Genomic DNA, 22,699 nt, shown 5'->3' with positions numbered 1-22,699 from the left:
ACTTAAATGGAGTTATGTTCTACGATCATATTAATAAAGAAAATCCATTTGATGTTCCTGCTGAATACGAAAAACTATAATTTAAATATAGAAATAAATACACGTAAGGCAATTTAAGTGTCTTACGTGTATTTGTCTATAATACTTCTTTTTCTTTAATATTGTAATGTAGATAAGCATCGATAAAATCAATAATCTCGCCATCCATTACTTTATCTACTGTAGATACTTCATGGTTTGTTCTGTGATCTTTTACCATTGTATATGGAGTAAATACATAAGAACGAATTTGTGATCCCCAACCGATATCTTTTTGTTCACCACGGATCGCTGCTAATTCTTTTTCTTTTTCTTCTAGTTCAAGTTGATGAAGTTTTGATTTTAAGTTTTTCATTGCGGCATCTTTATTTTGTATCTGGCTACGTTCGGATTGTGATTGAACGACGATACCTGTAGGAATGTGCGTGATACGAACGGCAGAGTCAGTAGTATTAATATGTTGACCACCAGCACCTTGAGCTCGGTAAGTATCAATTTTTAAATCTTCATTATTAATTTCTATATTAATCTCATCTTCATTAAATTCTGGAATTACATCGATTGAAGCGAACGACGTATGTCTTTTACCAGACGGATCGAAAGGTGAGATACGTACAACTCGGTGAACACCTTTTTCTCCTTTTAATAGGCCATAGGCAAAATCACCTTCAATTTTTATAGTTGCTGATTTAACCCCAGTGATATCACCAGATTGATAGTTTAAGTAGCTGTATTTTAATCCTTGTTTTGTGAAAAACCTTTCATACATACGTAACATTAATTCTGACCAGTCTGTTGCATCAGTTCCACCAGCACCGGCATGTATTTCAAGTATAGCAGTGTTGTTATCATATTCTTCTGAGAATAATAATCTGAAGCTAAAATCTTCGACACTTGATTTTAGATTGACTACTGTTTCTAGTAAATCTTGATAAATTTCTTCATCATCTTCATTTTTTAGAAATTCAACCATCTCTTCAGAGTGCTCTAAATAGTCTATCATTTCACTAAATTCATCAAGTTCTTTTTTTATACTTTTTGATTCGGTAACTAGTAGACTAGCTGCTTCGCTATCATTCCAAAAATCAGCTTCTAGCATCATATTTTCAATTTCAGCAACTCGTTCAGTTTTATCTTCTATTTTTAATGAAGTTTTAAATTCCGTTATTTTTTTGTTAATTTCTTCGAGTTCTTTTCTAAGTTCAATAAGTTCCAAAATTTTTACCTCTAATAACTTCTTTCGTTTACTTATTATACAAGAATTTTATTGAAGATACAAGGAAGGTAGGAACAAATTATAATACTTTTTGATTAAATATACATTTAGAAATTAGGTAAGAAATTCTTGCTATAAGTTGCTTCATCTACAGATTATTATTTTATTTTCAATATTATGTAGCAATAATCCGAAATAATTAGTTGAATTTTTTATCAAAAATTATTCTTAGAAATGCGATTGTATCAAGGGTAAGTAGAATAGTAAAATAAAAGGTCAAAAAAAGTCAAAAAAATTATAAAAATCTATTGACTTATTTTGACCTTAATGATATTATTATATATGTGATTAGCAGTCAGATACTTAGAGTGCTAAAACACAAAATTGGAGAATAGGTGATGACGATGTTAATAGATAGACAAGTACTCATTCTTCAATCTATAGTTGAAAATTTTATTACGACTAATCAACCTGTAGGTTCTAAGCAAATTGCTCAAAATATTGATTTCAGTTCGGCAACGATAAGAAATGATATGAGTAAACTAGAAAAAGAAGGATTGATTAAAAAGACTCATATTTCATCAGGTAGAGTACCTTCGGAAAAAGGTTATCGCTATTATGTAGATTACATAAAAAAAGATTATGAACTATCAAATAGTGAGAATGAAAAACTTAAACAACTCTCTGGTGATGATATAGTCTCGGAAAATAATTATCTAGAAAAAAATGCAATAGTACTATCGGACTTAACGGATTGTACGGCGGTGATACTAGCCCCGACAAAAACGGATAGGCGTATTAATAAGATAGAGGTTATTCTTCTAAGTAGTCGTAGCATTCTCGTTATATTAGTAACAAACATAGGAGAAGTATTCCAACAAAACTATAAACTTGATGCGGATTTCACTGCAGAGGATATAGCCGAGATTAATAAACTTCTACAAAGCTACTTTTATGATGTAGATATGGCAACAGCTCACGTAATGATTCACGGTGAGTTAGAAAAATATTTAAAGAACAAAGTTAACAACTACGATATGATAGTGGTGGCTTTAAATAGATTGTTGCAAAATAAAATTAAAAAGACTATAGCATTAGGGGGTAAGTACAATTTACTTAAACAACCCGATATAGACAATGTAGAAAAATTAAAAGAAGTAGTATCGCTCTTAGAAGATGATAAGATAGTCGAGCTTTTAGATAATAATGAAGTAACAGACAAACCATCTATTAAAATAGGAACTGAGCTTAAGCTTGGGAATATAGATGATCTTTCATTAGTGTCTAGTAGTTATAACACATCTAAAGGTCAAGGTGTAATAGCCGTATTCGGACCAAAGAGAATGGACTATTCAAAAATCATGACACTTATAGCTTGTGTTCGTGATAATTTAAATAATAATTTAAAATAATTAGGAGGTAGAGATGGCTACTGAAGAACAAAAAGAAACTCTACAAGAAGAAGTAACAACAGAAGAAACTGTTGAAACTGAAACAACGACAGATTCAGAAGAAGTAGTTGAAAAAACTGCAGAAGAGTTATTACAAGAACAAATTGAAAAACTGCAAGAAGAAGTAAAAGCGTCAGAAGATAAATACTTACGTCTTTACGCAGAATTTGAAAACTTTAAACGACGTAAAAATCAAGAAATTGATACTATAAATGCTTATAAGAGTCAAAAAGTGATTACAGAAATCTTACCAAGTTTAGATAACTTAGAACGTGCTTTACAAGTTGAGTCAACTAATGAAGAAGTGCAAACAGTTCTAAAAGGTGTACAAATGGTATATGAAGGATTACAAGCAGCGCTTAAATCAGAAGGTGTTGAACTGGTGGAAACTGAAAATGCTCAGTTCGATCCAAACTTCCACCACGCAGTAATGCAAGGAGAAGAGAGTGATAAAGAAAGCGGAGTAATCTTAGATACATTCCAAAAAGGTTACAAACTAAAAGATAGAGTAATCAGACCAGCAATGGTGAAAGTAAACTCGTAATTCTTACTCCTTAGTTTTTTCAAACCTAGAAGGTGAAGAAAAAAGTTAGGAGTAAGAATCGCGCAGCTACACCAAGAATAAGGAACGAAGTGACGAAATGATTTGAAAGTATTGACTTCGTAGATAAAAAAGTAATATTAGACTTTGTTAGAGTGGAAAATCATTTTAACAAATAAATTTGAAAATATAGTTATTATAAATTTAAGGAGGACAAGAATATGTCAAAAATTATAGGTATCGACTTAGGAACAACTAACTCATGTGTATCAGTATTAGAAGGTGGGGAAGCTAAAGTAATCCCTAACCCAGAAGGTAACAGAACTACACCTTCTGTAGTAGCATTTAAAGGTGACGAAATTCAAGTAGGGGAAGTAGCAAAACGTCAAGCAATTACTAATCCTAACACAGTAATTTCTATCAAACGTCATATGGGAACAGATTACAAAGAAGATGTAAATGGTAAAAAATACTCACCACAAGAAATCTCAGCAATGATTTTACAAAACTTAAAAGCAACTGCTGAAGCTTATCTTGGTGAAAAAGTAACTAAAGCAGTTATTACAGTACCAGCATATTTCAACGACGCTCAACGTCAAGCAACAAAAGATGCAGGTAAAATCGCTGGATTAGAAGTAGAACGTATCATTAACGAACCTACTGCAGCAGCATTAGCATACGGATTAGAAAAAACAGATGTAGATCAAAAAGTATTAGTATTTGACCTTGGTGGTGGTACATTCGACGTATCTATCTTAGAATTAGGAGATGGAGTATTCGAAGTACTTGCTACATCAGGAGATAACTTACTAGGTGGAGATGACTTTGACCAAGCTATTATCGACTACCTTGTAGAAGAATTCAAAAAAGAACAAGCTATCGATTTATCACAAGATAAAATGGCAATGCAACGTCTTAAAGATGCAGCAGAAAAAGCTAAAAAAGATTTATCTGGTGTAACTTCAACTCAAATTTCATTACCATTCATCTCAGCTGGAGCTAACGGGCCAGTTCACTTAGAAAACACACTAACTCGCGCTAAATTCGATGAGCTTACTCACAGCTTAGTAGAAAGAACATTAATCCCAACTCGTCAAGCACTTAAAGATGCTGGACTAAACCCAAGTGAAATTGATCAAGTAATCTTAGTTGGTGGATCTACTCGTATTCCAGCAGTACAAGAAGCTGTTAAAAAAGAAATGGGTAAAGAGCCTCATAAAGGAGTAAACCCTGATGAAGTAGTAGCGATGGGTGCTGCTATCCAAGGTGGAGTAATCACAGGAGATGTTAAAGATGTAGTATTACTAGACGTAACTCCATTATCATTAGGTATTGAAACAATGGGATCAGTTATGACAGTATTAATTCCAAGAAATACAACAATCCCAACATCTAAATCACAAGTATTCTCTACAGCTGCAGATAACCAACCAGCAGTAGATATCCACGTATTACAAGGTGAACGCCCAATGGCAACTGATAACAAAACTCTTGGAAGATTCCAACTTTCAGATATACCACCAGCACCACGTGGAGTACCTCAAATCGAAGTTACATTCGATATCGATAAAAATGGTATTGTAAATGTTACTGCTAAAGATCTTGGAACTCAAAAACAACAAAAAATCACTATTGAATCAAGTAGCTCATTAACTGATGCTGATATCGATAGAATGGTTAAAGAAGCGGAAGCTAACGCAGATGCAGATGCTAAACGTAAAGAAGAAGCTGATGTCCGTAACGAAGCTGATCAACTTTCATTCCAAGCAGATAAAGCATTAGAAGAAGCTAAAGATAAAGTAGACCAAAGCTTATTAGATAACATTAAAGCTAAAAATGATACATTAAAAGAAGCTATTAAAAACAATAACTTTGAAGAAATTAAAGCTGCTAAAGATGAATTAAACAAAGCTGTTCAAGAAATGACTATGAAACTTTACGAACAAGCTAACGCAGCGGCTGGAGCTCAAGGTGCAGACGCAGGAGCAACTTCATCTAATAACGATGATGATACAATCGATGCAGACTTCACTGAGAAAAAATAATTAAATAAATAGTCTAAGGGCTGGTAGCGTTATGCGCTAGCCCTTTGTTAAATAATTAATTATAGGAGAGATTAAGATGGCTAAAAGAGATTATTATGAGGTACTTGGCGTAAGTAAAAGCGCAAGTGCAGCTGAGATAAAAAAAGCATATCGTAAATTATCAAAACAATATCACCCAGATATCAACAAAGAGCCAGGTGCTGAAGATAAATTTAAAGAAATTACAGAAGCTTACGAAGTGCTAAGTGACGATACTAAAAAAGCTCAATATGATCAATTTGGTCATGCAGCGTTTGAAGGTGGAGCAGGTCATGGTGGCTTTGGTGGTTTCGGTGGAGGCTTCTCTGGATTCTCAGGTGGTTTTGATGACCTTGGAGATATTTTCTCAAGTTTCTTCGGAGGTGGAGGAGCGCGTCGTAATCCAAATGCCCCTCGTCAAGGAGAAGACTTATTACACCGAATTCGTATAAGCTTTGAAGATGCTGTATTCGGTACGAAAAAAACTATTAAAATTCGTAAAGATGTAGAATGTGATCACTGTCACGGAAGCGGTGCGAAAGATTCTTCATCTGTAAACACTTGTCACAGATGTAATGGTAGTGGACAAGAAGCCGTAATCCAAGATACTCCATTCGGACGTATGCAAAGTCAACGTACATGTTCTGAATGTCAAGGACGTGGTAAAATCATAAAAGATAAATGTGCACACTGTTTCGGTAAAGGATATAATAATCGTGAAGTAGAATACGAAATAGAAATTCCAGAAGGAATCAGTTCAGGACAACGTGTTCGCCTTCGTGGAAAAGGTGGAGCAGGAGAAAATGGTGGTCCAGCAGGTGATTTATTCATAGAAGTAATCGTTGCTGAGGATTCATATTTCCACAGAGAAGGTGATGATGTCTATACAGAATTGAAACTTTCTCCAGCACAGGCTGCTCTTGGTACAAAACTGGATGTACGTACTTTAACAGGTGAGATTGAATTGAACGTTCCAGCAGGAACACAACACGGACGTAAATTCCGTTTGGCAGGTAAAGGTGTTAAGAGTGTAATGGGGCATGGACAAGGAGATCACTTTATCGTGGTATCTATTGAAATTCCTAAAAATCTGTCAACTAAAGAACGTGAGTTATACCTAGAACTTGCTAAATTAAATAATGAAAAAGTTGAAGAAGATGAAAGCTTTTTAGACAAAGTTAGTAGAAAAGCAAAAGATCTTTTTGATTAATAATTAACATACTCAGGATAGAGATTGGAGATTCAAAAATTAATATAAAGTTTAGTTTTGAATTTACTATTGAAATCCTGAGTTTTTTGTGTTTTATTAACTAAATTACCATATTTATTTGAATTTTTTTCTAATACAAAGTAAAATATAATATGAAATAAAGAATATACTAGAAAGAAGGAGTGAGGAAATGTTCATAAATGAGTTTAAAACTGATCAAGAGATTAGTATGTTTTTATTATTGGATAATGTAGTACGTGGAATTTCAACAAGTGGGAAAGCGTACTTAACACTTTATCTAAAAGATAAAACAGGAAGTATTGATGGTAAAATCTGGGAAGTTAAAGAAGAAGATAGTGAAAATTTAAAAGCTGGTAAGATGATTTATGTAGAAGGAACTTTACTAGATTATCGTGGAAAATTACAACTAAAAATCAGAAACTATAGAATGGCTACTGATGAAGATAATATAGATATTCAAGATTATATTCAAATCGCACCAGTACCAAAAGATGTAATGATAAATGAATTGAATTATTTCTTAAAAGAAATCGGAAATGATAATTTAAGAACAGTTACTATTGAATTGTTAAATAAATATAAAAAACAATTTGTTAGTTATCCTGCGGCTAAGTCGATGCACCACGATTTTTATTCGGGATTAATTTATCATACTACTACAATGTTGAAAATAGCAAAAGCTTTAGTAGCTATTTATCCATCACTGAATAAAGATTTATTATATAGTGGAATTATTTTACATGATTTAGGAAAAACTATTGAGTTAAGTGGACCTGTAGGTACTACTTACACATTAGAGGGAGAGCTTCTAGGGCATATTGTTATTATGAGTGATGAAGTAGCTCGAATGGCTGATAAACTTGGTATTGAAGCTGAAGAAATTACATTGTTAAGACATATGATTCTTGCTCATCATGGTAAGTATGAATTTGGCTCACCAAAATTACCAATGATAAAAGAGGCGGAGATTATTCATTTTATCGATAATATTGATGCAAGAATGATGATGTTTGAGAAAAATTTAGCGAATGTAGAACCAGGTACATTTAGTGATAAATTGTTTGGTTTAGAAGGAAGGCACTTCTATGTTCCTACATTTGATAGAGAAAACAATTAAGGAAAAGAGAAAAGATATGAATAAAGGAATGAAATATTTATTAGGTTTTGTTGCTATATTTATTGCAGCGGTAATATGTGTATTTGGGATTATCAAATACGAAGAAATGCGCGAAAATTCAACTTCCAACAATAGTGAGAACTTAGGTAGTGTAGATGGGAAAAAATTAGATAAAGAGACAACGATAATTATTGAGAAAATATCTTCTTTAAATGATATTGATGCACTTAATTCAGAATTACATTTATCTCAATCAGTTGTTGATATACTTAAAAAGTATGCACCATCTGTTTATTATACGGTTGATAATAGTGAAGGTTATGATAAAATTTATTTCCGTTTAGGTGGATATTTAGCAGATCGCAAGGTCAATGGAATTAATGAAATTATCGGTTCTTATAAGGTTGATGGTGGAAAATTAACATCAACAGGTGATGATTTAGGAAAAATTAGTTCTAAAATTAATAATAATGATAAATTAAAATGGAATAATTTAAATTTAGATAATAAAGAGCATGACAAAGGTGCTGCAAAGGCAATTGCTGATAAGTACTTTGCTGTTGGTCTAGGTGGTGGATTAGATAATATGTTAGGTATTTTTGCATATTCATCTGATTTTAGTAAGCATGTTAGAGATGCTCAATTAGGACTTACTATTGTACCAATGTCATTGGCAGAAATCACTGATATGTATAATGCTGCATCACCGGATATATTTAATGCAGATCAGGTTTATAAAAAAGTTTCTGCACTAAAACAAGCTAAGTATAGAGAAGTTGATGATAGCTATAAAGGTAATGAATCTAAGTATAATAAGAGTATCGGTAATGGAGAGGTTATTTACTTCAAAAAAGATAAAATGTATCTAGCAGCATTTGGCGGAATTGGTGGTGCTATGGGAATGACCTTAACAACACCAGATAAATGGATTGAAGAAGGGGATAGAATAATAATTCCATTAATAAACAATTTTGAAGGTGGAAAAATTAAAGGACAAATGGTTTTTCGCCTAAATAATAAAAAATATGAAGGCGGTCAAAGCCGTTCTAAATACTATATTGAAAGTCGAACAGATAATTAATATTTTAAAAAAATAATTGAAAGGATGGGATTTATTCCTGTCTTTTCATATATATAAAGAGAAATAAGGAATTTGAAGCGTATGAATAAGAAAATAAAATATATATTAGGTTATGGAGCAATACTAATTTTAGCGATATTGTGTACATATGGTCTTATAAATTATGATATGTTAAAAAATAAAGTTCAAGTAAATAATAGTCAAAATTTAGGAAGTGTAGATGGGAAACAAATTAGTAAAGAAACTACAATTATTATCGAAAAACTATCAACATTTAATGATTTGGATGCTTTAAATTCTGAATTAAAACTTTCGGATGCTGTTCTATCAGAGTTGAAACAATTTTCACCAACTATAAGTTATGCAGTAGAAAAAGAAGGAAATGAAGATAGAATCATATTTAAACAAGGTGGCTATTATAATAAATTTAAGTTTGAAAAAGTAGATGAAATTATTGGAGTGTACAAAGTTAAAGATGGAAAAGTAGAGAATACAGGTGAGAAATCTGAAGAGGTTACTTCAAAGTATAAAAAACCAGATTTAACTTGGAAAAAATTAGATATTAAGAACACAGAGCATAATAAGGAAGTTGCTTCAAAATTTGCAGAAATTACAGCAAATATATTAGATGGAAAATCTAAAGATATAGATGCGTCATTAATAATTTCACAATTTTCTGATCCGCAAAAACATATTAAAGTAGATAAGATGATGCTAAATCATATACCTATCAGATTAACTGAGATAGTGGACGCATATAATGCTTTACAATCTGAAACAGTTGATACAGAGTATGTAATGAATAAATTAAAAAATTCTCAACATTTAATTTATAGAGAAATAGACGATAATTTAACAGGAAACGAAGAAAAGTACTCAAAAGTTTTAAAAGAAGGGGAGTTAATCTTCTTTAAAAAAGATAAAATGGTACTTGCTACTTATCGAGGGCATGGATCGATATTCTTAAATGGACCTAGTAAGCCTGATATGTGGAAAATAGAAGGGGACAAGATTACAATTCCAATTTCTACTTCTGTAAGTGATCTTTCATATAAAGGCAAGTTAGTCCTTCGACTAAATAACAAAAAATATGAAGGTGGACAGAGTAGATTCAAATATTATGTAGAGAGTATTAGTAAATAATGATATTAAATAATAATGATAAAATAGCATTGGTAGTATGTTCAAATGGAAAAAATATTGAAGATAAAGATAGATTAGAAAAATTAGAAAGTATTTTAGTAGAGATGGGTTTAGTACCTATCTTTACTAAATATATCTATAGAGATAGATTTGGACGCGGAGTGAAAGCACAAGTTCGAGCTGAGGAGTTAATGTCCTTTTATAAAAATAAAGAAATAAAAGTGATTTTTGATATTTCGGGTGGAGATATTGCAAATGAGATATTAGATTATTTAGACTATGATGCAATAAAAAGAAATTACAAACCCTTCTTTGGTTATAGTGATCTAACAACGGTCTTAAATGCTCTGGGTAGCCAAACAAATGAAATAAATTACTTGTATCAAATACTAAATATTATTGAGAGTAAAGAAATCAGAACTAGCTTTGAAAATACTTTTATGAAAAATGAACAGACGCTATTTGATGTGAAATGGAAATTTATACAAGGAAGTAGTGTTGAAGGTGAAGTAATCGGAGGAAATATTAGATGTTTCTTAAAACTATCTGGTACGCGATATTTTCCTAAAATGGAAAATAAAGTGTTATTCATAGAAGGCTTAGGAACTTCTATAGAGGGATTAGCCACACATCTTTCACAGTTAAAGCAGATTGGAGTTTTTGATAAAATTTCAGGATTATTAATAGGAACTTTCACAAAAATTGAAAAAGAATTTTCTATAGAGGGACTATTTAAACTTGTTCAAGATTATATACCGTCTTCTTTACCGGTAGCTAAAACACAAGAAATCGGGCATGCGAAAAATTCTAAAGCATTAAAAATTGGAGAAAAAATACAAATTAAAAATGAGTTGATCGTCTAGATCAACTCATTTTTTTATAGTTTATACCATTTAGAAATTGCTTGAGTTCCGTTTGTGTTACGAACTTCTTCTTCTAATTCGTTGTAAATTTTATATGCTGTTTCAAGACCAGGTAGTTTAATGTTCATTTTTTCACATTCTTCTAAAGCTAATTTCATATCTTTAATAAAGTGATGAGTAAAGAATCCAGGTTTGAAATCTTCATTCAAGATACGTGGTCCGTATGAAGTCATTGAGAAGCTTCCACCTGAGCCTGTTGATACTGTTTTAAAGAATGAGTCTAAATCTAAACCGACTTTTTTTGCGAATTTAAAGCTCTCAGCGACAGAAATCATAGTTGTGGCTATTGCAATCTGATTGGCAAGTTTTGTATATTGTCCTTTACCAGCTTCACCAAAATAAGTAATATTTTTACCTAGTTTTTCAACTAGTGGAAGAACAACTTCTTCGAATACTTTCTTATCTCCACCAGCCATAATTGATAGAGTAGCATTTTTTGCTCCGACATCTCCACCTGTTACTGGAAGATCAAGTGCATATGCACCAACTTTTAGAAATTCATTACTAATTTTTTCAGCTAGAGTAGGGGAAGAAGTAGTCATATCTACAAATACTTGACCTTTTTTAGCTGTTGTAATAAGTCCATTTTCACCCAAATAAACTTCTTCAACATCTTTAGGATAACCTACTATTGTAAATACTACATCAGCAAATATAGGTGCGTCTTTTACTTCGTTAAGAAGTGTAGCTCCACGATTTACTAAGTTATCAGTTTTACTCTTTGTTCTGTTGTAAACGAAAAGTTCATGACCAGCATCCATAAGGTGACCAGCCATACTTTCGCCCATAACTCCAGTTCCAATCCATGCAATTTTCATAGGGAATGCCTCCAATAAATAGTTTTATGTTCTTTAATTATATCATAAATCGATGAAAACGTTATGCTAAATGATTATAGAATAGTAGGAAAGAAATTTAATATCATAGCACTTTAAAATATGGTATAATAATCAAGGTAAGAAGATCACTAGGAGGATGTTGTGAATAAAAGTAAATTAAAAGAATTTTTCATGTGTACAAGACCACATAGTTATCCAGCATCAATAGCACCAGTTTTATTTGGAGCTACTTATGCTTTAGGATATGAGATTAAGTTTTCGATTTTAAAATTTATTTTATTTTTACTGGCATGTCTGTTGATTCAAGCAGCAACTAACTTGTTTAATGAATACTATGATTATAAGCATGGTTTGGATAAAATAGATTCTGAGGGAATTTCTGGTTCGATAGTGAAGGGGAATCTAAGTCCTCGAGAAGTTATGGTAGGTGCGTTGGTATTATACGCGCTAGCTTTTATACTAGGATTAATTCTAACTTTTATGACTAGTCTTTATGTACTATTAGTAGGATTAGTGTGTATGCTTGCCGGCTATTTTTATACAGGTGGAAAGTATCCTATAGCTTATTCTCCTTTTGGAGAAATTGTTTCTGGATTTTTTATGGGGACAATAATTATTTCTTTATCGTTTTACTTCCAAACTGGATATGTAAATGCTGATATTATTGTCGTTTCACTACCGTTATTTATAATGATTGGAGCTATTTTATTAGCGAATAATATCCGTGATTTAGATAATGATAAAGAATCAGGAAGAAGAACATATGCAATATTAGTCGGAAGAAATAATGCGATAAAAACTTTGGCAAGCAGTTTTGTAGTAGTGTATTTGCTAAATATAGTATTCGCTGTTATAAAATATGTTTCATGGCATAATTTATTAGTATTAGTTACTATTCCTTTAGCGATAAAAATAATTAAAGGTTTTAGTACAAATAATCACAAAACAACAATGGCGCCATTTATGGTATTGACAGCTAAGTTAACGATTTTTGTAGGATTTATAATGTCGTTAGCGAATATACTGAAATATTTAATGAACTAAAAAAAATATAAAAAGAGTCAACTTTTTTTGTTGACATCTTAAACTAAAAGATATATAATAAATAATGTGTTTATGAGGTGATATTTAATGAAATGGTTAAGATCTTCGTTATTCAAAAATAATAGTGATACTTTTGTTTTTGAAGAAAATATAAATGTTAAAGTAGAACACTATGATAACTCTCTAAAAGATATTAGAGATGTTGTTGTTAGTGGAAAATTAACTCGAGGTGGACAAGATAAAATCTATGCCGATCTATTAATTAAAGGAAGTTTCGAAATGATTTCAGGAAAAACACTTAAAGAAGTGGTTGTTCCATTTGAAATTGAAGAGAGAGAAGAATACGTTGATAAGTCTGTATTTGCAGGCGAAGAGGTATTCGACGTTAATTTAATGGATATGTATATTGACTTAACACCTTTAGTAAATGAGCTTATAATTTTAAATATTCCAATAACTACTTCTGATGAAGAAGAGTTAGAAATGGTTTCTGGTAATGACTGGGAAGTGGTTTCTGAAGAGTCTTTAACTGATGTTAAAGAAAAGAAAGAATCACCATTTGCGGCTCTTAATGGATTATTTAAAGAACAATAAGAATTATTTAAAATAATTGGAGGAAATTAACTATGGCAGTTCCTTTTAGAAGAACATCAAAAACAGCTAAAAGAAAAAGAAGAACTCACAAAAAACTATCTGCACCATCAATTACTATCGATGCAACAACTGGTAACTACGTAATGGGTCACCGTGTTGATAGAAAAACTGGTATGTACAAAGGTAGACAAGTTCTAGACGTTAAATAATTTAAATATTACCAAACCCTAAGGAGGTGTCCTTAGGGTTTTTTTATGTTTAAAATTAAGTTAAGTAAATGAAATATATGAGATTTGCATTTAAAGATTTAAATTTATATTAAAAATGAACAGAAAATAAATCTTTAAATTTGTATTAGTAAGTTGTATAATAAATATAAGGATATAGAATATTATTTCTTAATTGTTTAGGAATATGAAAAGGGGATTTTAATATGACAAATTATGGAATTGTTGGAACAGGTTATTTTGGTGCAGACTTAGCGCGTTCATTAGAGAAAATAAAAGATGCGAAGGTGACTGCAGTTTTTGATCCGGAAAATGGAGAGAAAGTTTCTAAGGAACTTAGTGCAAAGAATTGCTCATCGTTGGAAGAGTTGGTAGGTCTAGATGATGTAGATTGCGTTGTTGTAGCGACACCTAGTAATTTACATCGTGAGCCAGTATTATTAGCCGCTAAGAATGGTAAACATGTATTCTGTGAAAAACCAATCGCTTTATCTTATGAAGATTGTAAGGTTATGGTTGAAACCTGTCGAGAAAATAATGTGATTTTTATGGCAGGTCATATTATGAACTTTTTTAATGGAGTACGTCACGCAAAAGAATTGATTAAGCAAGGGAAAATAGGAGATGTAATATTTTGTCATGCTGCAAGAACAGGATGGGAAGAAAAACAAGAAACTGTTTCTTGGAAAAAAAATCGATCACAGTCTGGAGGACACTTATACCATCACATTCATGAACTTGATTGTATTCAATTTATTATGGATGGTCTACCCGAGCAAGCAACTATGATAGGTGGAAATGTATGTCATGTTGGTGAAAATTTTGGTGATGAAGATGATTTCTTAATAGTTAATCTGGAATTTTCTAATAAACGATACGCAGTACTTGAATATGGGAATGCATTTAGATGGGGTGAACACTATGTCCTTATAGAAGGTACAAAAGGAACTATAAAATTAGATTTATATAATACTAAAGGTACTTTAAGAGTAGAGGGAGAAGGAGAGAGTTATTTCTTAATCCATGAATCAAAAGAAGAAGATGATGATAGAACGGCTATTTATACAGGTAGAGGAATGGACGGAGCAATAGCTTATGGAAATCCTAATGTACGTTGCCCTCTTTGGTTACAAAGCTGTATAGATAAAGAAATGTTGTATTTGCATAATATTTTGAATGGAGAAAAAGTATCAAAAGAATATGAAAAACTATTAAATGGTGTCGCAGCTCTAGAATCAATTGCGACTGCTGATGCATGTACATTGTCTTTAAAAGAAAATAGAAAAGTAGAGTTGAGAGAAATAGTGAAATAGAAAATAAGAGACTAATAAAAACAATACTCCAAGAGAATTTCTCTTGGAGTATTATTTTATAATATTAATCTAAGTATCCTAATTTTTTAATTAATTCTGCAGTTAATACAGCTCCACCAGCTGCTCCACGTAATGTGTTGTGTGAAAGTCCTACAAATTTGTAATCGAATAGGTTATCTTCACGAAGACGCCCTACAGTAATTTGCATACCTTTTTCGTTATCACGGTCTAGTACTGGTTGTGGACGATCGTTTTCTTCATAGTATTTAATAAATGGTGATGGTGCTAATGGTAAGTCGTATTTAGCAATTTCAGGAACATGATTTTTAATTTTTTCAACTAAAGTTTCTAGTCCTGGATTATTTTCTAAATTGAATGATACACAAGCAAGGTGTCCATCAAGAACTGGTACACGAATACATTGAGCTGATAGTTTCATAGAATTATCTGGAACGATTTTTCCATCAACCACTTTACCGAAGATTTTAAGTGGTTCTTTTTCACTTTTTTCTTCTTCGCCACCGATATAAGGAATGATATTCTCTACCATTTCAGGCCATTCGTTGAAAGTTTTTCCGCTTCCTGAGATAGCTTGATATGTGCAGATAGATGCTTCTTTCACACCGTACTCTTTAATTGCTTCAAAGATAGGTACGTAACTTTGAATTGAACAGTTAGGTTTTGTAACGATGAATCCTTTTTTAGTTCCAAGACGTTTTCTTTGCGCAGGAAGAACATCTAGGTGAGCTGAGTTGATTTCTGGAATGATCATCGGTACATCATCTTTATTTCTGTTTGCAGAGTTGTTAGAAACAACAACTACTTCACGTTTAGCATAGTCTTCTTCAAGTTTGATTAAAGCTTCTTTATCAAGGTTAATGGCACAGAATACCATATCAATTCCTTCAGAAACTTCGTCAATTTTGTATAAGTCTTCAACAACTAATTCCTTAGTATATTCTGGAACTGCGTGGTCTAATTTCCAACGGCTTTCCATAAGTTCTCCATATTTTTTACCAGCAGAACGAGGTGATGCTGCTAATTTTACAACATCGAAGTATGGGTGATTTTCTAATAATACTAATAGGCGTTGACCTACCATTCCTGTTGCCCCTAGTACGGCTACTCTTGATTTTTGCATAATAAAATTTCTCCTTTATTTATATAAAATTATTTCAAAATGAACTCCCTCTCTGGAATAAAAGAAGAAGTTCAAAAATTTTTAACGTATTAATTTAGAACTACTGTTCCTTCTTTATCAACTTTTAATAAAATTGCTTGCCAGTTGTATTTTAATTTAGCAAGTTCAGTTTTTATTTTTTCAATATTGCTAGTATCGCTAACGATATTCATTAATGTAGAACCACTTCCAGAAATGAAAAATGCTGAACTATCAATCTTTTCACAGATTTCTCTTACTTCGTGATATTCATGTATTATTTCTTTTCTATAAGGTTCGTGGATTTTATCTCCCATAACCTTTTTAAGAAGTTCTAGATCATAAGTTTCAAATGCCTTAATAACCGAACCAATACGCGACATTGAGTAAATAGCATCTTGAAGCTTAATTTCTTTTGGCATTACCTTTCTAGCTTCTTCAGTAGAAGTTTCGAAGTTTGGAATTAGTGCTAAGAAATTAAATCTTTCATCAACCTCGTATCTTACAGTTACCGCTTCTTTACTATCAGTAGTACAAGATGAGCTTAGACTTCCGAAAATAGCTGGTGAAACATTATCAGGGTGTCCTTCGATTTCGTTAGCTATTGTAAAGATTTCTTGTTTATTAATAGGCGTGTCAGTTAATAAGTAAGCACCATAAATTCCGGCAACTACACATGTAGAGCTACTACCTAAACCACGGCTAATTGGTACATCATTTTCGATAGATATTTTAACACCAGAAATATCCTTGTTTAATTTTTTTAGTGTAGTCAGTAATGTTTGATAAACTAGATTATTTTCATTTGAAAAACGTTCTTCAAATCCTTCAAATTCAAGTCCACTGTCTAATTTCTCGAATTTAAATGTAGTGTAAAGTGTCAAAGCTACACCAAGGCTATCAAAACCACATCCAACATTCGCAGAAGTGGCAGGTACACGAACACTCACCATTATAAATCACCTAGTTTCTCTAAGATGTATTTCTTCATGTCTTCTTTATTAATTACATCTTTATGTCTAATTTCTTTTTTATCAAGGTCTCTTAAGTTTTCAGGGATAACTACCTTAGTTTGCTTGTGAAGTTTGTTCATAAGAGTAAATTCGTCTTCACCTTGAGTTTCGAATAGAGAAGAGTAGACACTTTCTGTGAACTTATATGGAGACGCTGTTGATAGTACGATGCTAGCATGCTCATTATCTAAGTTTTCAAGAAGAACCTTATAGGCTACTGCAGTGTGTGTATCTAATAGATAGTTATCTTTTTCGTAGATAGCTTTGATAGTTTCTTTAGTTTGTTCGTCATCAGCAAATCCAGCTTGGAATTTATCTTTAATCTTAGTCAGTACGTCACCTGTAACTTCGAAACGTCCAGTTTCTTTTAAATCTTTCATAAGCTTAGCGATATATTCATTATCACAACCGCTAACGTAGTAAAGTAGACGCTCTAAGTTACTAGAAATTAAGATATCCATACTTGGTGATACTGTTTTTAAGAAGTCTCTGTTCTTATCATATATACCAGTCGTTAAGAAATCATAAAGTACATTATTGTTGTTGCTTGCACAGATTAATTTGTTAACAGGTAAACCGATTTGTTCAGCATAGTAACCAGCAAGAATGTTACCGAAATTACCAGTAGGTACAACAAAGTTTACTTTATCATTTAATTTAATTTTATTTGTATTTACTAAATCTAGGTATGAAACAACGTAGTAAACTACTTGAGGAATAAGACGTCCGATGTTGATTGAGTTTGCACTTGATAACTTAATGTTTTTAGAAAGTAATTCTTTTTTGAATTCTTCATCAACAAATAGTTCTTTAATTCCACTTTGAGCATCGTCAAAGTTTCCGTGAATTGCACAAACTTTCGTATTTTTTCCTTCTTGAGTTTGCATTTGTGTTTTTTGTACTGTACTTACACCATCGTTAGGGTAGAAGACCATGATTTTTGTTCTATCTACATCCTTGAAACCTTCTAGAGCAGCTTTACCAGTGTCTCCACTAGTCGCAGTTAAAATAAGAATGTCGTTTTTATTTTCTACTTTTGTTAAAGCAGTTTTTGTTAGTTGTGGAAGAAGTGATAGACCGACATCTTTAAATGCACTAGTAGGTCCATTGAATAATTCAAGGATATGTCCGTCTTTTAATTCTACTAGAGGAGTGATGTTTTCGTGAGAAAATTTACCTCTATATGCTTCTTCAACACAGTTTTTAATTTCTTCATCACTGAAATCGACAAAAAGTCTTAACACTGCTTCAGCCACTTCGTAATAACTTTTTCCGATTAGTTTTTCTAAGTCTAATTTATTCTTTCCTAAATCTCTTAAAACGAAAAGTCCACCTTCTTCACTTAAACCTTGAAGAATAGCTTCACTTGGATTTAATTTTCTATTAATATCTCTTGTACTTTCGTAAATCATTTAAAATCTCCTTGCTTTATCGTTGTATATATGATACAATGTTCTTTGTAAAAATACAAGTGTTTTTTATAAAAAGAACCTTAAAAATTTTTATAACTATAATTTTACACCAAAATAGGTTATAAAAACAGTCAAAATAGTCAAAAAAATGAAATTTTTTGAAAATTCTTGATATTGAATAATTGACATGGGAAAAATACTTGATAAACTTTTAAATATAATTGAAAATAAAAATTGAATTTAGGAGAAAATAATTATGAAGATAGCGATTTTAGGATATGGAACTGTAGGTAGTGGAGTTTATGAGATAATAACAAATGGAAATACAGAGGAATTAAAGAAATTAGAAGTAAAGAGTGTTTTTGCAAGAAGCCGTGATAAGATGCACTTAGCTACCGATGATATTAATGAAATTATTAATGATGAAGAAATCTCAGTAGTTGTTGAGTGTCTTGGAGGACTTAACCCTGCGTATGATTTTATTAAAAGATCACTAGAGAATGGAAAACACGTTGTTACAGCTAATAAGGCCGTTGCTGCAAAATATTTAGATGAATTTGTTGAATTAGCTGAGAAAAATAATGTGAAGTTTATTTTTGAAGCTAGTGTAGGTGGAGGAATTCCTTGGCTTGTAAACTTAGAAAGAACTAGACGTGTTGATGAAGTAAAACGTGTATATGGTATCTTCAATGGAACAAGTAATTTTATTCTTGATAATATGTATAGAAACAATCAAGAATTTGATTCTACATTAAAAACAGCACAAGATTTAGGTTATGCAGAAGCTGATCCAAGTGCTGATGTTGATGGTGGAGATGTTGTGAATAAGATTATCTTAAGTAATGCACTTGCTTTTGATATTCATGTTCAACCTGGTTTTCCTACATATTCTATGAGAAACATTACTAAAAATGATATCGACTATTTAAAACAATATGATTTAGCTGTTAAATATATTGGAGAAACAAATGTAGAATGTGGTAAGTATGAAACTTCTGTAATGCTTTCTATTTTTGGAAAAGAATCTCAAGAAGCAGCAGTACCATTAAATAACAATATTATTTCTTTAGATGGTTCATTTATAGGGGAGCTTAAGTTCTATGGACAAGGTGCAGGAAAATTCCCAACAGGGAATGCTATTGTTCAAGATATAGTAGACATTAATGAAGGTTCAACAAGGGTTGATGTTGTAATTAAGAATAATTTATCTTATTCAGAAGAATTAACTAGAAGAAATTATTTGGTTCGTTCATCTGTAAAATTATCAGGGGAATTGGTAGAAAGTGTAGAACAATATAAAGGGAATTTCTATGTTAAAACAAAAGAAATTTCATTAAAACAACTTACTGATTTAGTTGCAGAAGTGAAAGAAAGAGACGGTAAATTTGTTGTTGCTAAATTCCATAAATAATAAAATAATTATTAAAATTAAAATTTAGATTTTTCAGAAAATTCATTGATTTTTTTGTAAATAGTTATATAATATATATTAGTGATAAATTATACAAAAGATATTAATAGAAAAAGGAGATAAGATGGTTAGAGTATCAAAATTTGGTGGGAGTTCGGTAGCGAGTGCTGAACAGTTTAAAAAAGTTAAGAATATTGTAGAATTAGACGATGCACGTCGTTTTGTTGTAGTAAGTGCTGTAGGGAAAGCAAATAAAGAAGATAATAAGGTAACAGACTTATTATACCTATGTTATGCGCATACTAAGTACAATATTAATTTTGATAATATCTTTAAAATGATTGAAGATAAATTCGTAGCAATCAAAAACGAATTAAACTTAAAATTCGATATTGAAGGAGAACTGACTAAGTTAAAAGCGGAAATTAGTAAAGGAATCGATGAAGAGTACCTAGTAAGTCGTGGTGAATATTTAACAGCATTATTAATGGCTGAATATTTAGGATATCACTTTGTTGATGCTAAAGACTTAATTTTCTATAATTATCAAGGTGAGATTGACTTTGAAAAAACTCAAGCAGCGTTTGATGCGATTGTAAAAGAGTATGATCGTCTTCTTATTCCAGGCTTCTATGGAAGTAGACCGAATGGAGAAATTAAGATTATGACTCGTGGTGGTGGAGACGTTAGTGGAGCGATTGTCGCTAATATTGCAAATGCGAGTGTATATGAGAACTGGACTGACGTATCTGGAATTTTAATGGCAGACCCTCGTATTATTGAAAATCCACATGAAATTAAAGTTATTAGTTATACAGAACTTCGTGAACTTTCATATATGGGTGCAAGTGTTCTTCATGAAGAAGCAATCTTCCCTGTTCGTGATAAAGATATTCCAATTCAAATTCGTAATACAAATGATCCAACAGCAGAGGGGACTATTATTTCTGATAATAAACACCTTGATGAAAAGCAAATCGTTACAGGTATTGCAGGGAAAAAAGATTTCTCTATTATTACAATTAAAAAACGTCACATGGCAAATGAAGTTGGTTTAATTGGGAAAACACTTAAGATTTTTGAAGACTTTAATGTTAGTATTGAGCATATTCCTAGTGGAATCGACTCATTCTCAGTAGTTGTTGAAACTGGTAATGTGAGACCGTTTATTCATGAGTTAGTAGCGAAAATTAAAGCAGTTCTTGAAGCTGATGAGATAAATGTAACTCACGAAATTTCACTTATCGCTACAGTTGGTGAAAAAATGAAAAATACAAAGGGATTATCTGGTAGATTATTCAAAGCTTTAGGGGAAGCTGGGGTGAATATTGCACTGATTTCACAAACTAATGATGAAATTAATATTATCGTAGGTGTTCATAATAACGATTATGAAAAAACTATAAATACTATTTACTCAGAATTCAAATAATATTAATAGCTTCTTATCTTATTTTAGATGAGGAGCTATTTCTTACAACAAGATTTTTTTGAGGTGATTTTATGAAAATTTTACAGATTATGTGTCATCCTGATTATAACGGTGAACATAGAGTTTCTAATATTCTAGCTAACATTGGTGAAAAAAAATTAATCGAAGAAGGATTTAAAGATATAGAAAATATAAATCTATATGATCCGAGTATTCATATTCCAGTCATGGATAAGTTTATGTTCAATTATGAGGGAGTACAATTAATAGAAAAAGAACAACATGATAAAATTAGGCAAAAAGAGTTATTGGCACAATGGAAGAGTGCTGAAGCAGTTTTTATTTATATGCCTCTTCATAATTTTAATGTAGTATCAAAATTTAAAGATTACATTGATAATATCGTAATAGTAAATGAGACATTTAAATGTGAGGAAGAATCTTTAATAGGTTTAGATAAGAGCAATAAGCAGATAATGTTTGTTATAACAAGTGGGGGAGAATTTGATAAGCATATTCAATATACTAATCTGGACTTTGCAGTTCAATATGTCAGGGGGATATTTAGCGTACTAGGAATAGATAAAGTAAAAGTTCTAAGAGTAGAAGGGTTAGATTTAGCAGTTAATAATAAAAAAGATATAGTAGAAAAGGGTATACGTGAGTTAGAAGAGTGGATAGAAGAATTTTCGAGAAAGAATAAAAAATAAGCTAAGAAGGAATAAGAGGCTGTTTAATATGGTTTCTGATTCCTTCTTATCTTTATTTAATATCAAATTCTAGTTGTTTTTCTTTAGAAGATAGAATTTTGAATTGACCGTTAGTTAGGTTAGCAATCCAATTTTCAAAGTTATCATAATCTTCTTGCATCACATAAATTGTATAAACTATTTTGTCGGTATATTCTAGGTTATTCACGATAAAATTAGTTTTTCCAATTTCATATTCTATTTTTCCGTTTAGACTATAATCTAATTCTAGTCTAACTTCAAAAGCGTCTTTTCTTTCTACTAATGTTGAATTTTTTAGCGCGTTAATTACACCACCACCATATGCACGGACTAAACCACCAGTTCCTAGTTTAGTCCCACCAAAATATCTTATGACTGTGGCACAGACATTTTTTATTTCGTTTTTTACTAGTACGTCTAACATCGGAGCTCCAGCAGTTCCACTTGGTTCACCATCATCGTTAGCACGAGTTATTTCATTATTATTGCCATATACGTAACAAGAGCAAACATGAGTAGCATCGTAGTGTTTTTTCTTCATTTTTTGAATAAATTCCCTAGCTTCTTCTTCGCTATTGATTCTAATTAGATGAGTAATAAATGTAGATTTTTTTTCAATGAATTCATCGTATGAATCTTCTTTGATTGTAATAAATTTCTTCGTCATAGTACCTCCTTTGTAATTTATAATTTGCTGAATTTACTATATTAATTATGAT

At 31.5% G+C, this 22,699-nt stretch carries 21 protein-coding genes; 15 read left to right on the top strand and 6 right to left on the bottom strand.

All coding sequences use genetic code 11. The features are described 5' to 3' along the window. Window positions 1-136: 136 nt before the first annotated feature. Window positions 137-1,255 carry a peptide chain release factor 2 gene (gene prfB, locus RWN11_RS03660; protein WP_314160433.1) on the bottom strand — a complete coding sequence of 373 codons (1,119 nt, stop codon included), beginning with the start codon at window positions 1,253-1,255 and terminating at the stop codon, window positions 137-139. 398 nt (window positions 1,256-1,653) lie between these two features. Between prfB and hrcA the strand changes: the two genes are divergently transcribed. The 8 genes from hrcA to RWN11_RS03620 all read left to right on the top strand — a co-directional run bounded on the left by hrcA (window position 1,654) and on the right by RWN11_RS03620 (window position 10,745). After that, window positions 1,654-2,667 (top strand): heat-inducible transcriptional repressor HrcA, encoded by a 1,014-nt coding sequence (gene hrcA / locus RWN11_RS03655; protein ID WP_314160432.1) that lies wholly within the window; start codon window positions 1,654-1,656, stop codon window positions 2,665-2,667. A 13-nt stretch (window positions 2,668-2,680) separates the two neighbouring features. After that, complete coding sequence (gene grpE / locus RWN11_RS03650; protein WP_314160431.1) at window positions 2,681-3,250, top strand: nucleotide exchange factor GrpE; 570 nt, start codon at window positions 2,681-2,683, stop codon at window positions 3,248-3,250. Between the two features lie 218 nt (window positions 3,251-3,468). Beyond that, entirely contained in the window at window positions 3,469-5,292 is a 1,824-nt protein-coding gene (gene dnaK, locus RWN11_RS03645) for a molecular chaperone DnaK (protein WP_314160430.1), read from the top strand. A 76-nt stretch (window positions 5,293-5,368) separates the two neighbouring features. After that, window positions 5,369-6,520 carry a molecular chaperone DnaJ gene (dnaJ, locus tag RWN11_RS03640; RefSeq protein ID WP_314160429.1) on the top strand — a complete coding sequence of 384 codons (1,152 nt, stop codon included), beginning with the start codon at window positions 5,369-5,371 and terminating at the stop codon, window positions 6,518-6,520. Between the two features lie 190 nt (window positions 6,521-6,710). After that, window positions 6,711-7,658 carry an HD domain-containing protein gene (locus tag RWN11_RS03635; protein ID WP_314160428.1) on the top strand — a complete coding sequence of 316 codons (948 nt, stop codon included), beginning with the start codon at window positions 6,711-6,713 and terminating at the stop codon, window positions 7,656-7,658. 16 nt (window positions 7,659-7,674) lie between these two features. Then, window positions 7,675-8,739, top strand: a complete 1,065-nt coding sequence (locus RWN11_RS03630; protein WP_314160427.1) for a hypothetical protein — start codon at window positions 7,675-7,677, stop codon at window positions 8,737-8,739. A gap of 81 nt (window positions 8,740-8,820) precedes the next feature. Further along, window positions 8,821-9,882: a hypothetical protein gene (locus RWN11_RS03625; RefSeq protein ID WP_314160426.1), complete on the top strand. Its 1,062-nt coding sequence runs from the start codon at window positions 8,821-8,823 to the stop codon at window positions 9,880-9,882. Further along, complete coding sequence (locus RWN11_RS03620) at window positions 9,882-10,745, top strand: LD-carboxypeptidase (RefSeq protein ID WP_314160425.1); 864 nt, start codon at window positions 9,882-9,884, stop codon at window positions 10,743-10,745. Before RWN11_RS03625 ends, RWN11_RS03620 begins: the two co-directional genes overlap by 1 nt. A gap of 14 nt (window positions 10,746-10,759) precedes the next feature. On the opposite strand, the gene RWN11_RS03615 is transcribed toward RWN11_RS03620, so the two are convergent. Then, complete coding sequence (locus RWN11_RS03615; protein WP_314160424.1) at window positions 10,760-11,623, bottom strand: NAD(P)-dependent oxidoreductase; 864 nt, start codon at window positions 11,621-11,623, stop codon at window positions 10,760-10,762. Between the two features lie 162 nt (window positions 11,624-11,785). On the opposite strand from RWN11_RS03615, the gene RWN11_RS03610 reads away from it, so the two are divergent. The 4 genes from RWN11_RS03610 (at window position 11,786) to RWN11_RS03595 (ending at window position 14,822) form a co-directional block, all read left to right on the top strand. Continuing rightward, window positions 11,786-12,688, top strand: a complete 903-nt coding sequence (locus tag RWN11_RS03610; RefSeq protein WP_314160423.1) for a 1,4-dihydroxy-2-naphthoate polyprenyltransferase — start codon at window positions 11,786-11,788, stop codon at window positions 12,686-12,688. An 87-nt stretch (window positions 12,689-12,775) separates the two neighbouring features. After that, complete coding sequence (locus RWN11_RS03605; protein WP_314090718.1) at window positions 12,776-13,282, top strand: YceD family protein; 507 nt, start codon at window positions 12,776-12,778, stop codon at window positions 13,280-13,282. A 32-nt stretch (window positions 13,283-13,314) separates the two neighbouring features. Next, entirely contained in the window at window positions 13,315-13,491 is a 177-nt protein-coding gene (rpmF, locus tag RWN11_RS03600) for a 50S ribosomal protein L32 (RefSeq protein ID WP_003147267.1), read from the top strand. Window positions 13,492-13,715: 224 nt separating this feature from the next. After that, window positions 13,716-14,822, top strand: a complete 1,107-nt coding sequence (locus RWN11_RS03595; RefSeq protein ID WP_314160422.1) for a Gfo/Idh/MocA family oxidoreductase — start codon at window positions 13,716-13,718, stop codon at window positions 14,820-14,822. 64 nt (window positions 14,823-14,886) lie between these two features. Here the strand turns inward: RWN11_RS03595 and asd are convergent, their stop codons facing one another. The 3 genes from asd to thrC form a co-directional block, all read right to left on the bottom strand. Then, entirely contained in the window at window positions 14,887-15,963 is a 1,077-nt protein-coding gene (gene asd, locus RWN11_RS03590) for an aspartate-semialdehyde dehydrogenase (RefSeq protein ID WP_314160421.1), read from the bottom strand. A gap of 89 nt (window positions 15,964-16,052) precedes the next feature. Then, window positions 16,053-16,934: a homoserine kinase gene (thrB, locus tag RWN11_RS03585; protein ID WP_314160420.1), complete on the bottom strand. Its 882-nt coding sequence runs from the start codon at window positions 16,932-16,934 to the stop codon at window positions 16,053-16,055. Next, on the bottom strand, window positions 16,934-18,406 hold the full coding sequence (gene thrC / locus RWN11_RS03580) for a threonine synthase (RefSeq protein WP_314160419.1): 1,473 nt from the start codon (window positions 18,404-18,406) through the stop codon (window positions 16,934-16,936). Before thrC ends, thrB begins: the two co-directional genes overlap by 1 nt. A gap of 256 nt (window positions 18,407-18,662) precedes the next feature. Between thrC and RWN11_RS03575 the strand changes: the two genes are divergently transcribed. The 3 genes from RWN11_RS03575 (at window position 18,663) to RWN11_RS03565 (ending at window position 21,959) form a co-directional block, all read left to right on the top strand. Beyond that, on the top strand, window positions 18,663-19,817 hold the full coding sequence (locus RWN11_RS03575) for a homoserine dehydrogenase (protein ID WP_314160418.1): 1,155 nt from the start codon (window positions 18,663-18,665) through the stop codon (window positions 19,815-19,817). Between the two features lie 124 nt (window positions 19,818-19,941). Further along, window positions 19,942-21,249 (top strand): aspartate kinase, encoded by a 1,308-nt coding sequence (locus RWN11_RS03570; protein WP_314160417.1) that lies wholly within the window; start codon window positions 19,942-19,944, stop codon window positions 21,247-21,249. Between the two features lie 71 nt (window positions 21,250-21,320). After that, a complete protein-coding gene (locus RWN11_RS03565; protein ID WP_314160416.1) occupies window positions 21,321-21,959 on the top strand; it encodes an NAD(P)H-dependent oxidoreductase in 639 nt (212 codons plus the stop codon). A 52-nt stretch (window positions 21,960-22,011) separates the two neighbouring features. On the opposite strand, the gene RWN11_RS03560 is transcribed toward RWN11_RS03565, so the two are convergent. Then, window positions 22,012-22,647 (bottom strand): YigZ family protein, encoded by a 636-nt coding sequence (locus RWN11_RS03560; RefSeq protein ID WP_314160415.1) that lies wholly within the window; start codon window positions 22,645-22,647, stop codon window positions 22,012-22,014. Between the last annotated feature and the right edge of the window lie 52 nt (window positions 22,648-22,699).

The organism is uncultured Gemella sp. (assembly GCF_963519265.1).
In the GTDB taxonomy this organism is placed as follows: Bacteria; Bacillota; Bacilli; order Staphylococcales; family Gemellaceae; genus Gemella.
This window is presented reverse-complemented; position numbering and strand designations above follow the sequence as displayed.

Bases quoted from the DNA above. Each gene is read 5' to 3' on its own strand.
- RWN11_RS03630 (WP_314160427.1), top strand. From the start codon at position 7,675: ATGAATAAAGGAATGAAATATTTATTAGGTTTTGTTGCTATATTTATT.
- RWN11_RS03575 (WP_314160418.1), top strand. From the start codon at position 18,663: ATGAAGATAGCGATTTTAGGATATGGAACTGTAGGTAGTGGAGTTTAT.
- RWN11_RS03595 (WP_314160422.1), top strand. From the start codon at position 13,716: ATGACAAATTATGGAATTGTTGGAACAGGTTATTTTGGTGCAGACTTA.
- RWN11_RS03620 (WP_314160425.1), top strand. From the start codon at position 9,882: ATGATATTAAATAATAATGATAAAATAGCATTGGTAGTATGTTCAAAT.
- RWN11_RS03625 (WP_314160426.1), top strand. From the start codon at position 8,821: ATGAATAAGAAAATAAAATATATATTAGGTTATGGAGCAATACTAATT.
- RWN11_RS03635 (WP_314160428.1), top strand. From the start codon at position 6,711: ATGTTCATAAATGAGTTTAAAACTGATCAAGAGATTAGTATGTTTTTA.
- RWN11_RS03615 (WP_314160424.1), bottom strand. From the start codon at position 11,623: ATGAAAATTGCATGGATTGGAACTGGAGTTATGGGCGAAAGTATGGCT.
- thrC (WP_314160419.1), bottom strand. From the start codon at position 18,406: ATGATTTACGAAAGTACAAGAGATATTAATAGAAAATTAAATCCAAGT.
- grpE (WP_314160431.1), top strand. From the start codon at position 2,681: ATGGCTACTGAAGAACAAAAAGAAACTCTACAAGAAGAAGTAACAACA.
- RWN11_RS03605 (WP_314090718.1), top strand. From the start codon at position 12,776: ATGAAATGGTTAAGATCTTCGTTATTCAAAAATAATAGTGATACTTTT.
- RWN11_RS03565 (WP_314160416.1), top strand. From the start codon at position 21,321: ATGAAAATTTTACAGATTATGTGTCATCCTGATTATAACGGTGAACAT.
- thrB (WP_314160420.1), bottom strand. From the start codon at position 16,934: ATGGTGAGTGTTCGTGTACCTGCCACTTCTGCGAATGTTGGATGTGGT.
- dnaJ (WP_314160429.1), top strand. From the start codon at position 5,369: ATGGCTAAAAGAGATTATTATGAGGTACTTGGCGTAAGTAAAAGCGCA.
- rpmF (WP_003147267.1), top strand. From the start codon at position 13,315: ATGGCAGTTCCTTTTAGAAGAACATCAAAAACAGCTAAAAGAAAAAGA.
- asd (WP_314160421.1), bottom strand. From the start codon at position 15,963: ATGCAAAAATCAAGAGTAGCCGTACTAGGGGCAACAGGAATGGTAGGT.
- RWN11_RS03560 (WP_314160415.1), bottom strand. From the start codon at position 22,647: ATGACGAAGAAATTTATTACAATCAAAGAAGATTCATACGATGAATTC.
- RWN11_RS03570 (WP_314160417.1), top strand. From the start codon at position 19,942: ATGGTTAGAGTATCAAAATTTGGTGGGAGTTCGGTAGCGAGTGCTGAA.
- dnaK (WP_314160430.1), top strand. From the start codon at position 3,469: ATGTCAAAAATTATAGGTATCGACTTAGGAACAACTAACTCATGTGTA.
- hrcA (WP_314160432.1), top strand. From the start codon at position 1,654: ATGACGATGTTAATAGATAGACAAGTACTCATTCTTCAATCTATAGTT.